Genomic DNA, 16,254 nt, shown 5'->3' on the forward strand with positions numbered 1-16,254 from the left:
CGGCCATCGGTTGTGATGTCGGCGTCTGATAGGAAAGACCTCATGAACCCCGCGCGCATCCGTATTCTGATCGTCTTCGGAATCGTCTTCGCCGCCTTCAATCTGCGGCCCGGAGTCACCGGGCTCTCACCGCTGCTCGATGCCATGGGCGAAGAGATCGAACTGAGTGCGATATTTCTGGCGCTCATCGGCATGCTGCCTCCGCTGCTCTACGGCCTCAGCGGTTTCCTCACACCACGGCTCTACGCCCGCTTCTCCGGGCTCGGTCTGACCCTGGCTGCAATGGTCATGGTCATGATCGGACTGGGAATCCGCGCACTCGTCGAATCGCCGGGCCTGTTCCTGGCGCTGAGCGTGCTCGCCCTGCTGGGGATGGGCATCGGCAACGTCGTCCTCCCACCCCTGGTGAAGTCGTACTTCCCCGACAAGGTGGCGCTGATGTCGACCGTCCACGTCGGGCTGCTCCAATTCGGCACGTTCATCCCGCCGCTCGTCGCGGTTCCCCTCGCCACCGGTGCCGGATGGAGGGGATCCCTGCTCGTCTGGGCCGCATTCGCGGCTCTGGGCGCGATCGCCTGGATCGTCATCGCCATCGTCAGGCCCGCACCCGCCGACGAGGTGGCCGCCGCCGTCGTCGGAGGCAGCGAGCTCTCCCGCCTTCTGCGCAGCCCGCGGGCATGGGCACTGATGACGATGACGGGACTGACGTCGTTCAACAACTTCATCCTCTTCACCTGGCTGCCGAGCCTGCTCACCCGCTCCGGATTCGATGCTGCCTTCGGCGGAGCGATGCTGGCGCTGGTCACTGCCATCCCGCTCGTCCTCGGCTTCGTCCTGCCGACCCTCGCGCAGAGGATGAGATCGGCGTATCTCATCGTCGTCGGCTTCTGCCTCAGCCTGGCCGTGGGCTACCTGGGGCTGTGGCTGCTGCCGACGGCGGCCCCCGTCCTGTGGACCGTGCTGCTGGGGATCGGCATCTCCACGTTCCCGCTCGCGCTGACACTGATCACTCTGCGCGCCCGTGACGCCGAAGCGGCGGCCTCCCTGTCCGGCTTCGTCCAGGGCGGCGGTTACCTCCTGGCGGCCACGGGACCCCTGATCTTCGCGTTTCTCATCCAGAGCTTCGACAGCATGTGGCCGGCATTCGCCGTGGTGCTGGCCTCAGTGGTGGTCAAATTCTTCGTCAGCCACGCCGCCTGCCGACCCGGCGCCATCTGAGGCCGTCTGGGCAGCCGTCTCGTCATGAGAGCGAAGATGACGCCGGATTCGTCCCCGCAGTCCGGCCCCGAGTACTCTGTTCGAGTGACCCCGGAAGACCTGCAGACTGCACTCGCGCGCGCCTTGATGACAGCGCCGGCAGATCTCGTGGCACCGGGATCCGCCGCAGCCATCGACGTTCGGCCCCCGACCCGTCCCGACCTCGGCGACTGGACGACCCCGGTGGCGCTGCGCGCCTCCGCCGAACCCGAGCAGCGAATCGCACTCGCGGCACATCTGTGCACCGAGCTGCGCACCCACCCCGAGGTGGCTGACGCCGTCTTCGCCGGACCCGGATTCGTCAACGTGACCCTCACCCCGGCCGCCCGTGCGCGGGTGATCTGCGACATCGTCAGCGCAGAGAGGGGAGCCGACGCCCGCAGCGGAGCGGGACAGGACCGGACGCCGTTCCGAACGCTGGTCTCCGCGTCCGACCGGCAGCCCGCACCGGGTCTCCGCGCCGGCGGCCGCGGCACCGATGTCGATCCGGTCGCAGTGCATGATCTCCAGCGCGGCCATGCCGCGGCCTGCCGTGAACTGCGGCGGGCACACAGAGCGGGAATCCCGACCGCGGACATCGACCTGGCGACGCTTGCGCAGCCGAGCGAGACCCGGATGCTCACCATCATGGCGGGGCTGCCGTCCGCGCTGGAACGTTCGCGCCGCCTCGGCGAGGCCGAACCGCTGCTCACGGCGCTGCTCGAGCTCGGCGCAGCCGTCGAGGAGTGGCTTCGTCGCTGCCCGGCCACTCCGACGGTCGATGAGGACATCACCGTCACCCATACCTCGAGGCTCCTCGCTCTGAGAGCCGTCATCACCGTCCTCGCCGCAGGACTACGACAATTGGGTGCTTCGGCCCCGGAGAGGATCTGATGCCCGCACATATCGCAGGGACACTGCACGCGACCCCGGCCCCGGTGTGGCTGCCCTATCCCGACGACGTCAATGCGCTGCTGCCGAGTCTGTGGTCGGACAATGTCACGAAGACCGCCGAGGGCGTGCTCACCATCGCCGGTCACACCGTGACGGACCTGGCCGAGAAGTACGGCACCCCCACCCTCGTCATGGACGTCGCTGACTTCCGCAGTCGCGCCGAGGCCTACCTGAGCACGTTCTCCAACGCGTTCTCCGTCGGGAAGGGACTGGCCGGAGCCGACGTCTTCTACGCCGGGAAGGCCTTCCTGTGCACGGCCGTGGCCCGGTGGGTGCATGAGGCCGGTCTCGGCCTCGACACCTGCTCGCTGGGGGAGATGATGATCGCCCGCGCCGCAGGTGTCCCCGGCGACCGCGTCGGCCTGCACGGGAACAACAAATCCGCGGCCGAACTCGAATACGCCCTCGACTACGGCGTGTCCAGGATCTTCGTCGACAGCCTCGATGAGGTTGCTCGCCTCGAATCCATCGCCGCGGCCAGACGAACCGTCGCACCGGTCATGCTGCGGGTCACGGTCGGCGTCGAAGCGCACACCCATGACTTCATCGCCACGGCCCACGAGGACCAGAAGTTCGGGCTCTCTCTCGCTGACGGCACCGCTGCCCGGGCCGCGCGTCTGGTCGCGGAATCCGACCACCTGCGTCTCGACGGCCTCCATTCGCATATCGGCTCGCAGATCTTCGACATCTCCGGATTCCAGGTCGCCGCCTCCCGCGTGCTCGCCTTCCGTGCCGAGATCATGGGCGAACACGGCATCGACCTGCCCGATGTCGACCTCGGCGGCGGCTTCGGCATCCGCTACACCTCCCAGGACACCCCGATCCCGGTCACGGAGATGGCCGAGGAACTCGCCTCCGTCGTGGCCAAGGAATGCCGGGGGCTGGGCACGAGCGTCCCGCGGATCTCCATCGAGCCCGGACGTGCCATCGTCTCGCCAGCGGTATTCACGCTCTACGAGGTCGGCACCGTCAAGCAGGTGAGCACCGACAGCGGCACCCGCACCTATGTCGCCGTCGACGGGGGCATGAGCGACAACATCCGCACCGCACTCTACGACGCGGATTACTCATGCACTCTGGCCAACCGGAATTCTTCCGCGGAGCCGGCGATCGTGCGGGTCGTCGGCAAGCACTGCGAATCCGGCGACATCATCGTCCGCGACGAATACATGGGCGCCGATGTGACCGCGGGCGACCTCGTCGCAGTACCGACCACCGGAGCGTACTGCCGGTCGCTGGCCAACAACTACAATCACCTGCCCCGGCCGGGAGTCCTCGGCGTCGAGGCCGATAGAGTTGAGTGGATCGTGACCCCCGAGGACCACACGCAGATGTTCGCCACCGACCCGGGGATGGTCGGGGGAGAAACGCCACACTGATGAGCGTGAGAGACAAGAGCGGAAAGGTGAGGAAATGCAGGCACTGAAGGTAGCCATGCTCGGATGCGGAGTCGTCGGCACGGAGGTCGCCGCGAGGATTCAGAACCGCGCAGAGGGCCTGGCCGAACGCATCGGCGCTCCGCTGGAGCTGAGCGCGATCGTCGTCCGCGATGCCTCGAAGTCCCGCCCGGGAATCGATGAGAAGCTGCTGACGACCGACGCCGAGGCGGCCATCGCCGGAGCCGATATCGTCGTCGAGCTGATGGGCGGGATCGAACCCGCCCGCTCGCTCATCACCGCGGCTCTGAGACAGGGATCGTCGGTCGTGACCGCGAACAAGGCGCTGCTGGCCGCCAGCTACGGCGAACTCATGTCCGCAGCCGATGCCGCCGGCGTCCGGCTCGAACACGAAGCGGCTGTGGCCGGCGCGATTCCGATCATCCGCCCCGTCGGCGATTCGCTGGCCGGTGACCGGATCGAACGCATCATCGGCATCGTCAACGGCACGACGAACTTCATCCTCGACCAGATGGACTCCGAAGGCTGGGACTTCGGCCACGCGCTGGCCACCGCACAGGAGCTCGGATACGCCGAGGCCGATCCGACCGCCGACATCGGCGGACACGATGCGGCTGCGAAGGCTGCGATCCTGTCCTCCCTGGCCTTCCACGCCCCGGTGTCGATCGATGATGTCCATGTCGAAGGCATTGAAGGCATCACGGCCGAGATGGTCGAGACAGCCCGGGACCAGGGCTTCGTGATCAAACTCCTGGCCGTGTGCGAACGCGTCGCCTCCTCACCGGCCGGAGCCGGTCTCTCTGCACGTGTGTACCCGGCACTGCTCGACCGGGGCCACGCCCTGGCATCAGTGCGGGGTGTTTTCAATGCCGTGTTCATCGAAGCCGAAGCCGCCGGCGAGCTGATGTTCTACGGGCAGGGAGCCGGCGGAGCGCCGACGGCGTCGGCAGTGCTCGGAGACCTCGTGTCCGTGGCCAGGCGCAAGGTGCTCGGCGGACGCGGACAGTACGAACGTCCCTTCCACGACGACTACCCGATCCTGCCGATCTCGGCGATCACGACCAGGTACCACATCACCCTCGACGTGGTCGATCGTCCCGGTGTGCTCGCCGCGGTCTCCGAGGTCTTCGCCGACGAAGGAGCATCCATCGAACTCATGCGACAGACGATCGGAGACATCGACGACGACGGCGTCCAGCACGCGAAGCTCGTGCTCGCCACCCACTCGAACACCGACTCGACTCTGCAGAAGACGGTCGATCGCCTCATCGATCTGCCAGTCGTCCACACCGTCAAATCCGTGATCCGCGTAGAAGGACAGTGACAATGAACTACCCCAGACACCAGTGGCAGGGCGTCGTCGAGGAATACCGCAGCCTCCTCGACATCTCCGCCGACACGCCTGCAGTCACCCTCGGCGAAGGCGGGACCCCGCTGATCCGGGCGGAGAAGCTCAGCGCGCGCACCGGTGCCCAGGTATGGGTGAAGTACGAAGGTCTCAACCCGACCGCGTCCTTCAAGGACCGGGGCATGACGATGGCGATCACGAAGGCCGTCGCCCATGGCGCCAAGGCCGTCATCTGCGCGTCGACGGGCAACACCTCGGCCTCGGCAGCTGCCTATGCCACGAAGGCCGGACTCACCTGTGCTGTGCTCGTGCCCACCGGCAAGATCGCGCCTGGGAAGATGAGCCAGGCCATCGCGCATGGAGCGACTCTGCTCGAAGTCGACGGAAACTTCGACGACTGTCTGACGCTGTGCCGCAAGCTCTCCGAATCCTACCCGGTCCACCTCGTCAACTCGGTCAACCCCGATCGCATCGAGGGTCAGAAGACCGCGGCCTTCGAAGTCGTCGATGTCCTCGGCGACGCCCCCGACATCCATGTTCTGCCCGTCGGCAACGCCGGCAACATCACGGCGTACTGGAAGGGCTACAACGAATACCGCGAACATGGGGTCTCCACGCAGCTTCCGCAGATGTGGGGCTTCCAGGCCGCCGGTGCCGCACCGCTGGTCCTGGGGCATCCGGTCGACGAACCGGACACGGTGGCAACCGCCATCCGCATCGGCAATCCCGCCAGCTGGACGCAGGCCGAAACGGCGCGTGACGACTCGGGCGGTCTCATCGATTCGGTCACCGACGACGAGATCCTCGCCGCCCACAAGATCCTGTCCAGCGAAGAGGGCATCTTCGTCGAACCCGGTTCGGCCGCCTCGGTGGCGGGTCTGCTGAAGATGGCCGACGCCGGTCGTGTCCCTGCTGATGCGACGATCGCGGTGACCGTGACCGGTCACGGTCTCAAGGACCCCAGCTGGGCCCTGCACACCGCAGACGGATCCGATATCGAGACCCAGCGGGTCTCCGTCGACGCCGTCAGCGCCGCACGCGCGCTGGGACTCGAGGACAGCTGAGCGTGCGCGTGAGACTCGAGGTCCCGGCCACCTCGGCGAATCTGGGGCCCGGCTACGACTCGTACGGGCTGGCGCTCGACATCGTCGACACCCTCACTCTCACCGTCGAAGACGCAGCGGTCGACGCTGACCGCTGCGTCGAGGTGACGGGGGAGGGCGCCGAGGTGCTGCCGCGGGACCGTTCGCACCTGATCATGCGGATCATCGGTGAGGTGCTCGAGGCCGAATTCCCCGACGTCGCGGCCGATCTGTGTCCGCGTCTGTCGCTCGAGTGCGTCAACCGGATCCCTCATTCCCGCGGGATGGGCTCCTCGGCGGCCGCAGTCGTGGCAGGGATCGGCCTCGCGGCGGAACTCGGAGCCTGGTCGACCGGAGCGAAGATGAGTCGCGACCGGATCCTCGAGATCGCCACCGCAATCGAAGGCCATCCGGACAATGCCGCGCCCGCGATCTACGGCGGTCTCACCGTCTCCCTGTCTGCGCCGGTCAAGTCGTGGCAGGTGCCCGTGCGCACGCTCGAGTACGTCACCGTGCTCGTTCCCTCCGCCCGCCTCGACACCGAGGTCGCCCGTGGACTCATTCCCGCAGGCATCGATCACGCGATCGCGGCGGACAACTCGGCTCGGGCCGGACTGCTCGTCCACGGACTGAGCAACGACGCGCAGGTGCTCTTCGACGCCACTCGTGACCAGCTCCATCAGGAATTCCGCCGCAGCGCCTATCCGGAGTCGATGGCGCTTGTCGACTCCCTGCGTGCCGAGGGATTCCCGGCCGTCATCTCCGGAGCCGGGCCGACGGTGCTCGTCCTCGCCGAGGCGGTGCCCGACACCCTCGTGCCGGCAGGCATCGTCGCTCGGCGCACCGCGATTGACCTCGGCGGTTATCGGGTGAGCCGAGAAAATTGAGGAAACGATTCGCCAGATCGTCTCCGAACAAGTAGACTGTGGGTGTTCCGACAGGGCACGGCTTCCCGCTGTTCTTCACAGATCCGTCGCCGATGTCATAGATTCTGGAACATCTCCTGCTCATTCTTTAGCAGGTTTTCTTTCACAACGCACCGTCAATGGTGTTTCCGTCGCCGTGAGCAAACGGCACATGCCGCACGGCCGAAAGAGGGAGAAGGACCTTCGTGTCTGAAACCACCACTCAGGATTCCACCCCGCGCACCGGCAGCCTCACAGCGCTGCGGCTGCCTCAGCTCCAGGAAATGGCTGCCGGGCTGGGAATCAAGGGTTACCGTCGCCTTCGCAAGAGCGAACTGATCGACGCCATCAACAGCCACTCGGGCGGATCCGCTGAGCAGAAGTCCGCCGCCACCGAGAAGAAGCCCACCGAGAAGAAGCCCGCCGCAGAACCGGCCGCCAAGGCCGAGAAGCAGGCCGAGAAGCAGGAGTCGGCGAACCGTCGCTCCTCGCGTCGCTCCGCCGCTTCCGCATCCGAGGATGCTCCGGCGCTCATCATCGAACCGAACTCCGACGACTCGTCGACGAACGAGTCCGGTGCGCAGCAGACCGGGGGAGCATCCTCCGACGAATCGAACGGCGACCAGGACCGTCAGCGCTCGCGCCGGAGCCGTTCGCGTTCCCGGGGCTCCGAGCCCCAGGCCGCGGAATCCCGCGCCGAAGAGCGCGACGGCAGCGGCGAGGACGCCTCCGACCGCAACGGCGGCCAGGATCGTTCCGGGAACCAGGAGCGTTCCGGGAACCAGGATCGCTCCGACCGTGAATCCCGCGGAGGACGCGACAACGATCGTCGCAGCAAGAACAACGACCGTTCCGACGACAATCGAGGCGGCAGCGACCGCAACGACCGTAACGGCGGCAACGGCCGGGGCAACAACGACCGGGACGGCGGAAACGACCGCGGGAACCGCAACGACCGCGGCGGCAACAACGACCGCAACGATCGTCGCAACCGCAACAACGACGATGACGACCGCGGCGGCAACCGTCGCGGACGGGGTCGGGACCGGAAGCGTCGCGGCCGCGGCAACGACGAGCCGGAGATCCGCAACGACGATGTGCTCATTCCCGTCGGCGGCATCCTCGACGTCCACGACAACTACGCTTTCCTCCGCACGTCCGGCTACCTGCCGGGGCCGAACGACGTCTATCTCTCGGCCTCCATGGTGCGCAAGAACGGTCTGCGCAAGGGCGACGCCGTCGCCGGCGCGATCCGTCAGCCGCGTGAGAACGAACAGCGGGGCAACAAGCGTGAGAAGTTCGACGCCCTCGTCCGTCTCGACTCCGTCAACGGACTCACCGTCGACGATGCGCGCAGCCGCGTCGAGTTCTCGAAGCTGACTCCGCTCTACCCGCAGGAGCGTCTGCGTCTCGAGACCACCTCGAAGCTGCACTCGACCCGCCTCATCGATCTCATCACCCCCATCGGCAAGGGACAGCGCGGACTCATCGTCGCGCCTCCGAAGGCGGGCAAGACGACGATCATGCAGCAGATCGCCAACGCGATCACCGAGAACAATCCCGAAGCACATCTCATGGTCGTCCTCGTCGACGAACGTCCCGAGGAAGTCACGGACATGCAGCGCGCGGTCAAGGGCGAAGTCATCGCCTCGACCTTCGACCGTCCGGCCGATGACCACACCACGATCGCCGAGCTCGCCATCGAACGGGCCAAGCGTCTCGTCGAGATGGGCTCCGACGTGGTCGTGCTTCTCGACAACATCACTCGCCTGGGACGTGCCTACAACATCGCGCAGCCGGCATCCGGTCGGATCCTCTCCGGCGGTGTCGACGCCAATGCGCTCTACCCGCCGAAGAAGTTCTTCGGTGCCGCACGCAACATCGAAGGCGGCGGCTCGCTGACCATCCTGGCTACGGCTCTCGTCGAGACCGGTTCGAAGATGGACGAAGTCATCTTCGAGGAGTTCAAGGGCACCGGCAACATGGAGCTGCGTCTGAGCCGTCAGCTCGCCGACAAGCGCATCTTCCCGGCCATCGACGTCAACTCGTCGAGCACGCGTCGCGAAGAGATGCTCATGACCACGGAAGAGACGAAGGTCATGTGGCAGCTGCGCCGACTGCTCTCGGGACTCGAGCAGCAGCAGGCAGTCGAGCTGCTCATGTCGAAGCTCAAGGAGACCGGCTCGAACGTCGAGTTCCTCATGCAGGTGCAGAAGACGACTCCGCTGCCGAAGTCGTCGACCGACAACAGCTGAGATGGTCGACGACACCCTCACGGCCAGCGTCAGTGCACTGCTCGATGAGCATGCGCGGGTGCAGGAGGAACTCTCCGACCCCGCGGTCCACGCTGACGCCGGCCGGGCCAAGAAGCTGACCAGGCGGTACGCGGAACTCGACAAGGTCGCCGCGGCCGCCCGGCACTTCGCCCAACTCGAGGCCGACCACGCCGCCGCGGTGGAACTGGCCGCGGACGACGCCGATTTCGCCTCCGAGGCCAAGCGGCTGTCGGCGGAGATGGACACGGCCGAGGGTGAGCTCAAGGATCTCCTGGTTCCCAGCGACCCTGACGACTCCCGAGACGCGATCATCGAGATCAAAGCCGGCGAAGGCGGAGACGAATCCGCACTGTTCGCCGGCGATCTGCTGCGGATGTATCAGCGGTGGATCGACTCGCGGGGCTGGTCGAGCCAGATTCTCGACGCCACGCATTCGGATCTCGGCGGATACAAAGACGTCACCATGGCAGTCAAGGCGAAGAACGACGGCGCCTACGGCTGGGTGAAGTTCGAAGGCGGAGTGCACCGGGTCCAAAGGGTCCCGGTCACCGAGTCGCAGGGGCGCATCCACACCTCCGCAGCCGGCGTGCTCGTCTTCCCCGAAGTCGACGAGCCCGAAGAGGTGCAGCTGGACGAACACGATCTGCGCATCGACGTCTACCGGTCGTCCGGCCCCGGCGGCCAGTCCGTGAACACCACCGACTCCGCTGTGCGCATCACCCACCTGCCGACCGGAATCACCGCAAGCTGTCAGAACGAGAAGTCGCAGCTGCAGAACAAAGAGGCAGCGATGCGCATGCTTCGGGCCCGGATTCTGGCCAAGCAGGCCGAAGAGGCCGCGGCGGAGGCTGCGGACATCCGTCGGTCTCAGGTGCGCACCGTCGATCGCTCCGAACGCATCCGCACCTATAACTTTCCGGAGAACCGGATCACCGATCATCGCACCGGATACAAGGCCTACAACCTCGATCAGGTGCTGGCAGGCGAACTCGATCCCGTCATCGGGTCCTGCCGCGACGCCGACAAGGCCGCTCGTCTCGACGCACTGGGGGACTGACCTGGACACCGACAGGCCGAGGATCGTCTCCGATCTCCTGCGCGGGGCCACTACACTCTTCACCGAGGCGGGAATCGCAAGTCCCGAAGCCGATGCGCTCGAGCTGCTCGCCCACGCATGGGAGATCGACCGGGCAGCGCTGAACCGCCACCGTCTCTTCGACGACCCGGTGCCGGGATCCGTGAGTGCACGATTCGCCGAACTCTGTGACCGGCGCCGGCAGCGGACACCGCTGCAGCACCTCACCGGCATCGCCTACTTCCGTCACCTGCAGCTGCAGGTCGGTCCCGGGGTCTTCGTCCCCCGTCCGGAGACCGAACTCCTCGTCGGCAGCGTCCTCGCCGAACTGTCCGAATTCTCCACGCCTGACTCGACGACCGAGACCGAGGAGGTTCGACGTCCGATCGTGATCGATCTCTGCTCCGGGTCAGGCGCGATCTCACTGTCCGTGGCCACCGAATTCGATGGCGTCGACGTCCTCGGCGTCGAACGCGAATCCGCCGCCCTCGACTGGTCACTGACGAACCTCGAGCACAGCCGCCTCGGCGAGTCGAGAGTCGAGTTCATCGGCGCAGACGCGACGAGGATCACCCAGGCGCGGCCCGATCTGCGCGGGCGTGCCGACATCGTGGTGACGAACCCACCCTATGTCCCTGATGCAGCGGTGCCGCGGGATCCCGAGGTGGCCGACCATGACCCGGCGGCCGCGCTCTTCGGCGGAGACACAGGTCTGGAGATACCGGGGCGCATCATCAGCGAGGCCGAGCAGCTGCTGCGACCCGGTGGGCTCTTCCTCATGGAACACAGCGAGGAACAGGGCGCCGGGGCACGGGAACTGCTGGAGGCCACGGCCAGTCTGAGACACGCCGCCACCTTCCAGGACTACACTGGACGCGACCGCTATACCGTGGCACGCCGCCAGGCGTAGGAGGCGCGGGGACGAATCCGTGTCATGCACGGCCCTGCACCGCGACCACACCGAACATTCGAAACGGAGAACTCGTGTCGAGACGATTCGACGTCAGCCAAGCCGAAATCCGTGAGCTCGTCTTCGACGAGTGCGCGCGAGTCGTCGACACGGGCAACCTGCTCGTCATTCCCACCGATACCGTCTACGGGATCGCCGCCGATGCCTTCAGTGCTTCGGCGGTCGCGGCACTGCTCGCTGCCAAGGGCCGCGGCCGGGACATGCCACCTCCGGTTCTCGTCCCACGCGCAGAGACCATCTTCGGTCTCGTCGATGGGGTCGATGAGACCGTGCTGGCGCTGACGGCGAAGTTCTGGCCCGGACCGCTGACGATCATCGCCGATGCCCAGCCCTCTCTCGATTGGGACCTCGGCGACACCCACGGAACCGTGGCCGTGCGCATGCCCGACGACGAATCGGCCCTGGCTCTGCTCGCCCGCACCGGACCGCTGGCCGTGTCGAGCGCGAATATCTCCGGACAGCCCGCAGCTCGGACCGCCGATGAAGCGCAGGAGATGCTCGGCGACGACGTCGACATCTATGTCGACGGTGGAGTGCGGGAATCGGGGATGTCCTCGACCATCATCGACCTCAGCGGTGACGTGCCCCGCATCCTGCGCCGTGGGCCGATCACCGCCGAGGAGCTGCGCGAGATCGTCCCCGAGCTCATCGACCTGGACGGCTGAGTGCGCGCCTACCTCTTCATCCTCATCGTCTCCGCCCTCGTGGCGTACCTGCTGACGCCCATGGTCAAACGGGTGGCCGAACGAGGAAAGATCTTCTCACCGCTGCGTGCCCGCGACGTCCATTCCGTTCCGACGCCGAGGCTGGGCGGAGTGGCGATGTTCGGCGGGCTGCTGGCCGGTCTCATCTTCGCCTCCCAGATGCCCTTCCTCAATCGGATCTTCGTCGAACCGGGACCGATCGTCGGCATCGCCGGAGCCGCCGGCCTGCTGTGTCTGCTCGGAGTCATCGATGACATCTGGGACCTGCATTGGATGGCGAAGCTCGCCGGCCAGGCACTCGCCGCAGGCTTCATGGCGATCAAGGGAGTGGCGCTGCTGTCCATACCCTTCGGAGGGGTCATCATCGGCTCTCCGCGGATGTCGATCATCGTCACAGTCCTCGTCGTCCTCGTGACCATCAACGCGGTGAACTTCGTCGACGGGCTCGACGGCCTCGCCGCGGGAGTCGTCGCCATCGGCGGCAGCGCCTTCTTCATCTACTCCTACTGGTTGGCTCGTGACGCCTCACCGGAGTCGTATGCGAACCTCGCCTCGCTCATCATCGCGATCCTCGTCGGCGCCTGTCTCGGCTTCCTGCCGCACAACTTCAATCCGGCCCGGATCTTCATGGGCGACTCCGGGTCGATGCTCATCGGCCTGCTGCTGGCCGCTTCGACGATCCGAGTCACCGGTCAGGTCGACCCGGCACTGATCGGGCAGGAGCGAGCGTTCGCCACCTTCATGCCGATCATCCTGCCGGTCGCGGTGATGTTCCTGCCGCTGCTCGACCTCGGACTCGCTGTGGTGCGTCGACTGCGAGCCGGACAGTCTCCGTTCTCCGCCGATGCCAAACACCTCCACCACCGGATGCTGCGTCTGGGACATTCCCATGCGCGTGCGGTGCTCATCCTCTACACTTGGACGGCGCTCATCGCCTTCGGATCTGTGCTGCTCCTCTTCAAGGGCTGGCTGTTCTCCGCCTGTGTCATCGGCGCACTGGTGGCTGTCACCCTCATCGTCACCTTCTATCCCCTTCGCATGCGTCAGAAAGCCAGAGAGGAAATCCCGTGACCGACCCGACACCGCGCCAAGAGACCGAAGTCGAAGCAGCCTGGACCCGCGTGTGGAGGACGCTGCTCATCCGCGGCATCATCCTCGTCCTCGTCGTCGCGGCCCTCGGAATGGGCATCGGCTGGCTGGTCTCGGGGATGACGGGACTCGTCGGCGGAGCCGTCGGCGGGGGACTGGCCGCGGTCTTCATCATCATCACCCTCGTCGTCATGTACGTGGGACGGAATATGGGACTGACCGCGATCGCCGGGTTCCTCGGCATCGGATTCCTGTTCAAGGCCTTCATCTTCATGATCGTCATCTGGCGCATCAAGGATGCGACCTGGCTCGACGGCACGGTCGCCTTCTTCACGATCGTCGTCGCGGTGATCGGCTCCTCGCTCGTCGAAGCGATCACCGTGGTCAGGGGACGCGTTCCCTATGTCGATCCGGAGGCGAAATAGGCGCTGGAAGCCTCGTCGCCGCGCAGTTCGGAGACACGTCGAGAGGTGGGGCCAGAGACGAATGACGTGTCGTATAAAATCGTTGACAGAAATTGCACAGAGAAGCCTGATGAATTTGTCGGTCACTCTCTACAGTTGGTAGAGTAGACCCGGTGCTTGGGCGGATCTTCGCCCTTTGTCGCTCCTGAACCTCAAGCCTCGCCATCAGTGCGAGGCCAAGGCCAGGCCATCAGGGCCCTTGACCATGGGAGAGTAGTAAAAACGTGGGAACACTCAACGCCGCGAACACAACAGTCAGTGCTGCAGAAGGCGGCTTCCACGCACCGTCGATGGCTGAGTTCTTTCCAGCCTCGTTCCTTTTTGAGGGCACACCGTTCGAAATGAACCGTGTGATGCTCATCCGCATCATCGCCACCGTCGCCGTCGTTGTGCTTCTGGCCGTCTGGGCCAAGCGCATGAAGCTCATCCCGTCCCGGTTCCAGTCGAGCATGGAGCTCGCCATGGAATTCGTCACGGTCGGCATCGCCGAAGACACGATGGGCAAGGAGAAGGCCAAGAAGTTCATGCCGCTCATCGTGGCGATCTTCTTCGGCATCCTCTTCTGGAACGTCACGAAGCTCATTCCGTTCCTCAACATGCCGGGCACCGGCGTCATCGGCATGCCGATCGTGCTGACCCTCGTGGTCTATGTGACCTACCACTGGGCCGGCATCGCAGAGAAGGGCCTCGGCCGCTACCTCAAGGACGCGCTCATCCTGCCCGGCGTTCCGCCGGCGATGCACATCCTGCTCATCCCGATCGAGTTCATCACGAAGTTCGTCACTCAGCCGTTCACTCTGGCGATCCGACTCTTCGCGAACATGATGGTCGGCCACCTCCTGCTCGTCCTCTGCTTCTCCGCCACGAGCTTCTTCCTCTTCGACGCTGCCAACGGATTCCAGTTCTTCGGCATCGTCACCTTCGCCGGCGGCATGTTCGTCTTCGTCCTGGAGATGCTCATCGTCGTGCTGCAGGCATATATCTTCGCTCTACTGTCCTGTGTGTACATCAATGCCGCGATCTCGGACGACCACTGAGTTCGCACCCCCAGATCCGTAACTCACGAGTTGCACGGTCGGGCCAACCACCCGGCTTCATTATGAAAGGAAAAGCATCCTATGGATATGCTCGCCGCAGTTGAAGGTAGCGTTTCGACGATCGGTTACGGCCTCGCCGCAATCGGTCCCGGTATCGGTGTCGGAATCGTCATCGGCAAGACCATCGAAGGAACCGCTCGTCAGCCCGAGATGGCCGGCGCCCTGCGCGGAAACATGTTCCTCGGTATCGCTCTGATCGAGGCCCTGGCCCTCATCGGTATCGCCACCCCGTTCTTCCTGCCCTGATCTCGAAGAGGACTGAAAGATGACTCCGGTAAACATCGTCGCCTCCGCGGAGAACCCGCTTCTCCCGGCGGCCTACGACATCCTCTGGAGTGCCGTCTGTCTGCTGATCGTCTTCCTGGTTGTCTGGAAGTACGTCCTTCCCGCCTTCAACAAGACCCTCGACGAGCGTGCTGAGCGCATCCAGGGTGGAATTGAGAAGGCCGAGAAGGTGCAGGCCGAAGCCGATCAGGCTCTGGCCGAGTATCAGAAGCAGCTCGCCGACGGTCGTGCCGAAGCTGCACGACTGCGCGCCGAGGCTCAGGAAGAGGGCGCCCAGATCATCGCCGAGATGAAGGCCCAGGCTCACACCGAGGCTGATCGCATCATCGCTCAGGCACAGACTCAGATCGACGCCGAACGTCAGTCCGCCATGGTGCAGCTGCGTTCCGAGGTCGGCACTCTCGCGACAGACCTGGCTTCGCGCATCGTCGGTGAGTCCCTCACCGATGACCAGCGTTCGGCCAATGTGGTCGATCGCTTCATCTCCGATCTCGAGTCCGACTCGTCCGCGCAGCCGGTCAAGGGGGCGTGATGCTCCAGTCGAGCAGATTGTCCCTGCAGGCCGTCCTCGAGACCGCGAACTCCGAGATCTCCGGGGGAGACCCCCGACAGATCGGAGAGGAGACTCTGGCAGTCGTCGGCCTCCTCGCCGAGAATGTCGGACTGCGCAAGGCTCTGGCAGACTCCTCCGAGTCGGCCGAGAGGAAGCAGCAGCTGCTGCGGACTCTGTTCTCGACTCGGATCACGGATGCGGTTCTGCGCATCAGCGATCAGGCAGTCGGCCGTCGTTGGGCGCGGACCCAGGACCTCGTCACCAGCCTCGAAGTCGCCGGGGTGACAGCGATCGCCGCTGCCGCACAGGCCGACGCGAAGCTGGGACAGGTCGAAGAGGAGATCTTCCGCTTCGCGCGTCTGCTGGAATCCAACCACGAGCTGTCCCGCGCGCTCGATTCGCAGGCCACCGATGAGAGCAAACGCGCTCTCGTGACGGACCTGCTCGCCGGCAAGGCACAGCCCGACACCATCAAGCTGGTCGAACAAGCTGCTCAGCACCCGCGGGGTCTCCGCGTGGCGAAGGCGCTCGACCAGTACAGCGATATCCTCGCCGCCCGGCAGCAGCGGTCGGTTGCGGACGTCACCGTCGCCAAGCCTCTGAGCGAGTCGCAGACCGAACGGCTGCAGGCGGCATTGTCGGCCAGCTATGGTCGCGAACTCGTCCTCAATGTGCAGGTCGACCCCGAAGTGCTCGGGGGAGTCCGGGTGCAGGTCGGCGACGAGATGATGAACTCGACCGTGGCCGATCGACTGGCCGATGTGCAGCGCAAGCTCGCAGGTTGACACTAGTGGCCGGCTTCTCCGGCATCGGCGGCCC

At 65.5% G+C, this 16,254-nt stretch carries 16 protein-coding genes; all 16 read left to right on the plus strand.

Going from position 1 to position 16,254, the window contains the following annotated elements; genetic code table 11:
* The first annotated feature begins 42 nt into the window (after nt 1–42).
* The 16 genes from HF684_RS08190 (at nt 43) to HF684_RS08265 (ending at nt 16,220) form a co-directional block, all read left to right on the plus strand.
* Nucleotides 43–1,218 carry an MFS transporter gene (locus tag HF684_RS08190; RefSeq protein ID WP_169252100.1) on the plus strand — a complete coding sequence of 392 codons (1,176 nt, stop codon included), beginning with the start codon at nt 43–45 and terminating at the stop codon, nt 1,216–1,218.
* An 84-nt stretch (nt 1,219–1,302) separates the two neighbouring features.
* A complete protein-coding gene (locus tag HF684_RS08195) occupies nt 1,303–2,130 on the plus strand; it encodes a DALR anticodon-binding domain-containing protein (protein ID WP_169252101.1) in 828 nt (275 codons plus the stop codon).
* Nucleotides 2,130–3,569, plus strand: coding sequence for a diaminopimelate decarboxylase (lysA, locus tag HF684_RS08200; RefSeq protein WP_169252102.1), 1,440 nt, complete (start codon nt 2,130–2,132; stop codon nt 3,567–3,569). Before HF684_RS08195 ends, lysA begins: the two co-directional genes overlap by 1 nt.
* A gap of 34 nt (nt 3,570–3,603) precedes the next feature.
* Nucleotides 3,604–4,911: a homoserine dehydrogenase gene (locus tag HF684_RS08205; RefSeq protein WP_169252103.1), complete on the plus strand. Its 1,308-nt coding sequence runs from the start codon at nt 3,604–3,606 to the stop codon at nt 4,909–4,911.
* 2 nt (nt 4,912–4,913) lie between these two features.
* A complete protein-coding gene (gene thrC / locus HF684_RS08210) occupies nt 4,914–5,999 on the plus strand; it encodes a threonine synthase (RefSeq protein ID WP_169252104.1) in 1,086 nt (361 codons plus the stop codon).
* Between the two features lie 2 nt (nt 6,000–6,001).
* Nucleotides 6,002–6,904 (plus strand): homoserine kinase, encoded by a 903-nt coding sequence (gene thrB, locus HF684_RS08215; protein WP_169252105.1) that lies wholly within the window; start codon nt 6,002–6,004, stop codon nt 6,902–6,904.
* 224 nt (nt 6,905–7,128) lie between these two features.
* Nucleotides 7,129–9,177, plus strand: coding sequence for a transcription termination factor Rho (gene rho / locus HF684_RS08220; protein ID WP_169252106.1), 2,049 nt, complete (start codon nt 7,129–7,131; stop codon nt 9,175–9,177).
* A gap of 1 nt (nt 9,178) precedes the next feature.
* A complete protein-coding gene (gene prfA / locus HF684_RS08225; protein ID WP_169252107.1) occupies nt 9,179–10,255 on the plus strand; it encodes a peptide chain release factor 1 in 1,077 nt (358 codons plus the stop codon).
* A gap of 37 nt (nt 10,256–10,292) precedes the next feature.
* Nucleotides 10,293–11,183: a peptide chain release factor N(5)-glutamine methyltransferase gene (prmC, locus tag HF684_RS08230; RefSeq protein ID WP_282433935.1), complete on the plus strand. Its 891-nt coding sequence runs from the start codon at nt 10,293–10,295 to the stop codon at nt 11,181–11,183.
* A gap of 74 nt (nt 11,184–11,257) precedes the next feature.
* Nucleotides 11,258–11,908, plus strand: a complete 651-nt coding sequence (locus HF684_RS08235; RefSeq protein WP_169252108.1) for an L-threonylcarbamoyladenylate synthase — start codon at nt 11,258–11,260, stop codon at nt 11,906–11,908.
* The gene (locus HF684_RS08240; protein ID WP_169252109.1) at nt 11,909–13,018 is read left to right on the plus strand and encodes an MraY family glycosyltransferase; all 1,110 of its coding nucleotides are present in this window, start codon (nt 11,909–11,911) and stop codon (nt 13,016–13,018) included.
* Nucleotides 13,015–13,461, plus strand: a complete 447-nt coding sequence (locus HF684_RS08245; protein ID WP_169252110.1) for a hypothetical protein — start codon at nt 13,015–13,017, stop codon at nt 13,459–13,461. Before HF684_RS08240 ends, HF684_RS08245 begins: the two co-directional genes overlap by 4 nt.
* A 329-nt stretch (nt 13,462–13,790) precedes the next feature.
* Complete coding sequence (gene atpB / locus HF684_RS08250) at nt 13,791–14,537, plus strand: F0F1 ATP synthase subunit A (protein WP_169253831.1); 747 nt, start codon at nt 13,791–13,793, stop codon at nt 14,535–14,537.
* A gap of 81 nt (nt 14,538–14,618) precedes the next feature.
* On the plus strand, nt 14,619–14,843 hold the full coding sequence (atpE, locus tag HF684_RS08255) for a F0F1 ATP synthase subunit C (protein WP_101572413.1): 225 nt from the start codon (nt 14,619–14,621) through the stop codon (nt 14,841–14,843).
* A 19-nt stretch (nt 14,844–14,862) separates the two neighbouring features.
* The gene (locus HF684_RS08260) at nt 14,863–15,414 is read left to right on the plus strand and encodes a F0F1 ATP synthase subunit B (RefSeq protein WP_025776916.1); all 552 of its coding nucleotides are present in this window, start codon (nt 14,863–14,865) and stop codon (nt 15,412–15,414) included.
* Nucleotides 15,414–16,220, plus strand: a complete 807-nt coding sequence (locus tag HF684_RS08265) for a F0F1 ATP synthase subunit delta (protein WP_169252111.1) — start codon at nt 15,414–15,416, stop codon at nt 16,218–16,220. The genes HF684_RS08260 and HF684_RS08265 overlap by 1 nt, the downstream gene beginning before the upstream one ends.
* The last annotated feature ends 34 nt before the right edge of the window (nt 16,221–16,254 follow it).

The organism is Brevibacterium sp. 'Marine' (assembly GCF_012844365.1).
Classification (GTDB): domain Bacteria; phylum Actinomycetota; class Actinomycetes; order Actinomycetales; family Brevibacteriaceae; genus Brevibacterium.

Excerpts from the sequence above, each read along its gene's own strand:
- HF684_RS08190 (WP_169252100.1), top strand. The coding sequence starts at position 43 with ATGAACCCCGCGCGCATCCGTATTCTGATCGTCTTCGGAATCGTCTTC.
- HF684_RS08205 (WP_169252103.1), top strand. The coding sequence starts at position 3,604 with ATGCAGGCACTGAAGGTAGCCATGCTCGGATGCGGAGTCGTCGGCACG.
- prfA (WP_169252107.1), top strand. The coding sequence starts at position 9,179 with ATGGTCGACGACACCCTCACGGCCAGCGTCAGTGCACTGCTCGATGAG.
- thrC (WP_169252104.1), top strand. The coding sequence starts at position 4,914 with ATGAACTACCCCAGACACCAGTGGCAGGGCGTCGTCGAGGAATACCGC.
- atpE (WP_101572413.1), top strand. The coding sequence starts at position 14,619 with ATGGATATGCTCGCCGCAGTTGAAGGTAGCGTTTCGACGATCGGTTAC.
- atpB (WP_169253831.1), top strand. The coding sequence starts at position 13,791 with ATGGCTGAGTTCTTTCCAGCCTCGTTCCTTTTTGAGGGCACACCGTTC.
- HF684_RS08265 (WP_169252111.1), top strand. The coding sequence starts at position 15,414 with ATGCTCCAGTCGAGCAGATTGTCCCTGCAGGCCGTCCTCGAGACCGCG.
- HF684_RS08260 (WP_025776916.1), top strand. The coding sequence starts at position 14,863 with ATGACTCCGGTAAACATCGTCGCCTCCGCGGAGAACCCGCTTCTCCCG.
- lysA (WP_169252102.1), top strand. The coding sequence starts at position 2,130 with ATGCCCGCACATATCGCAGGGACACTGCACGCGACCCCGGCCCCGGTG.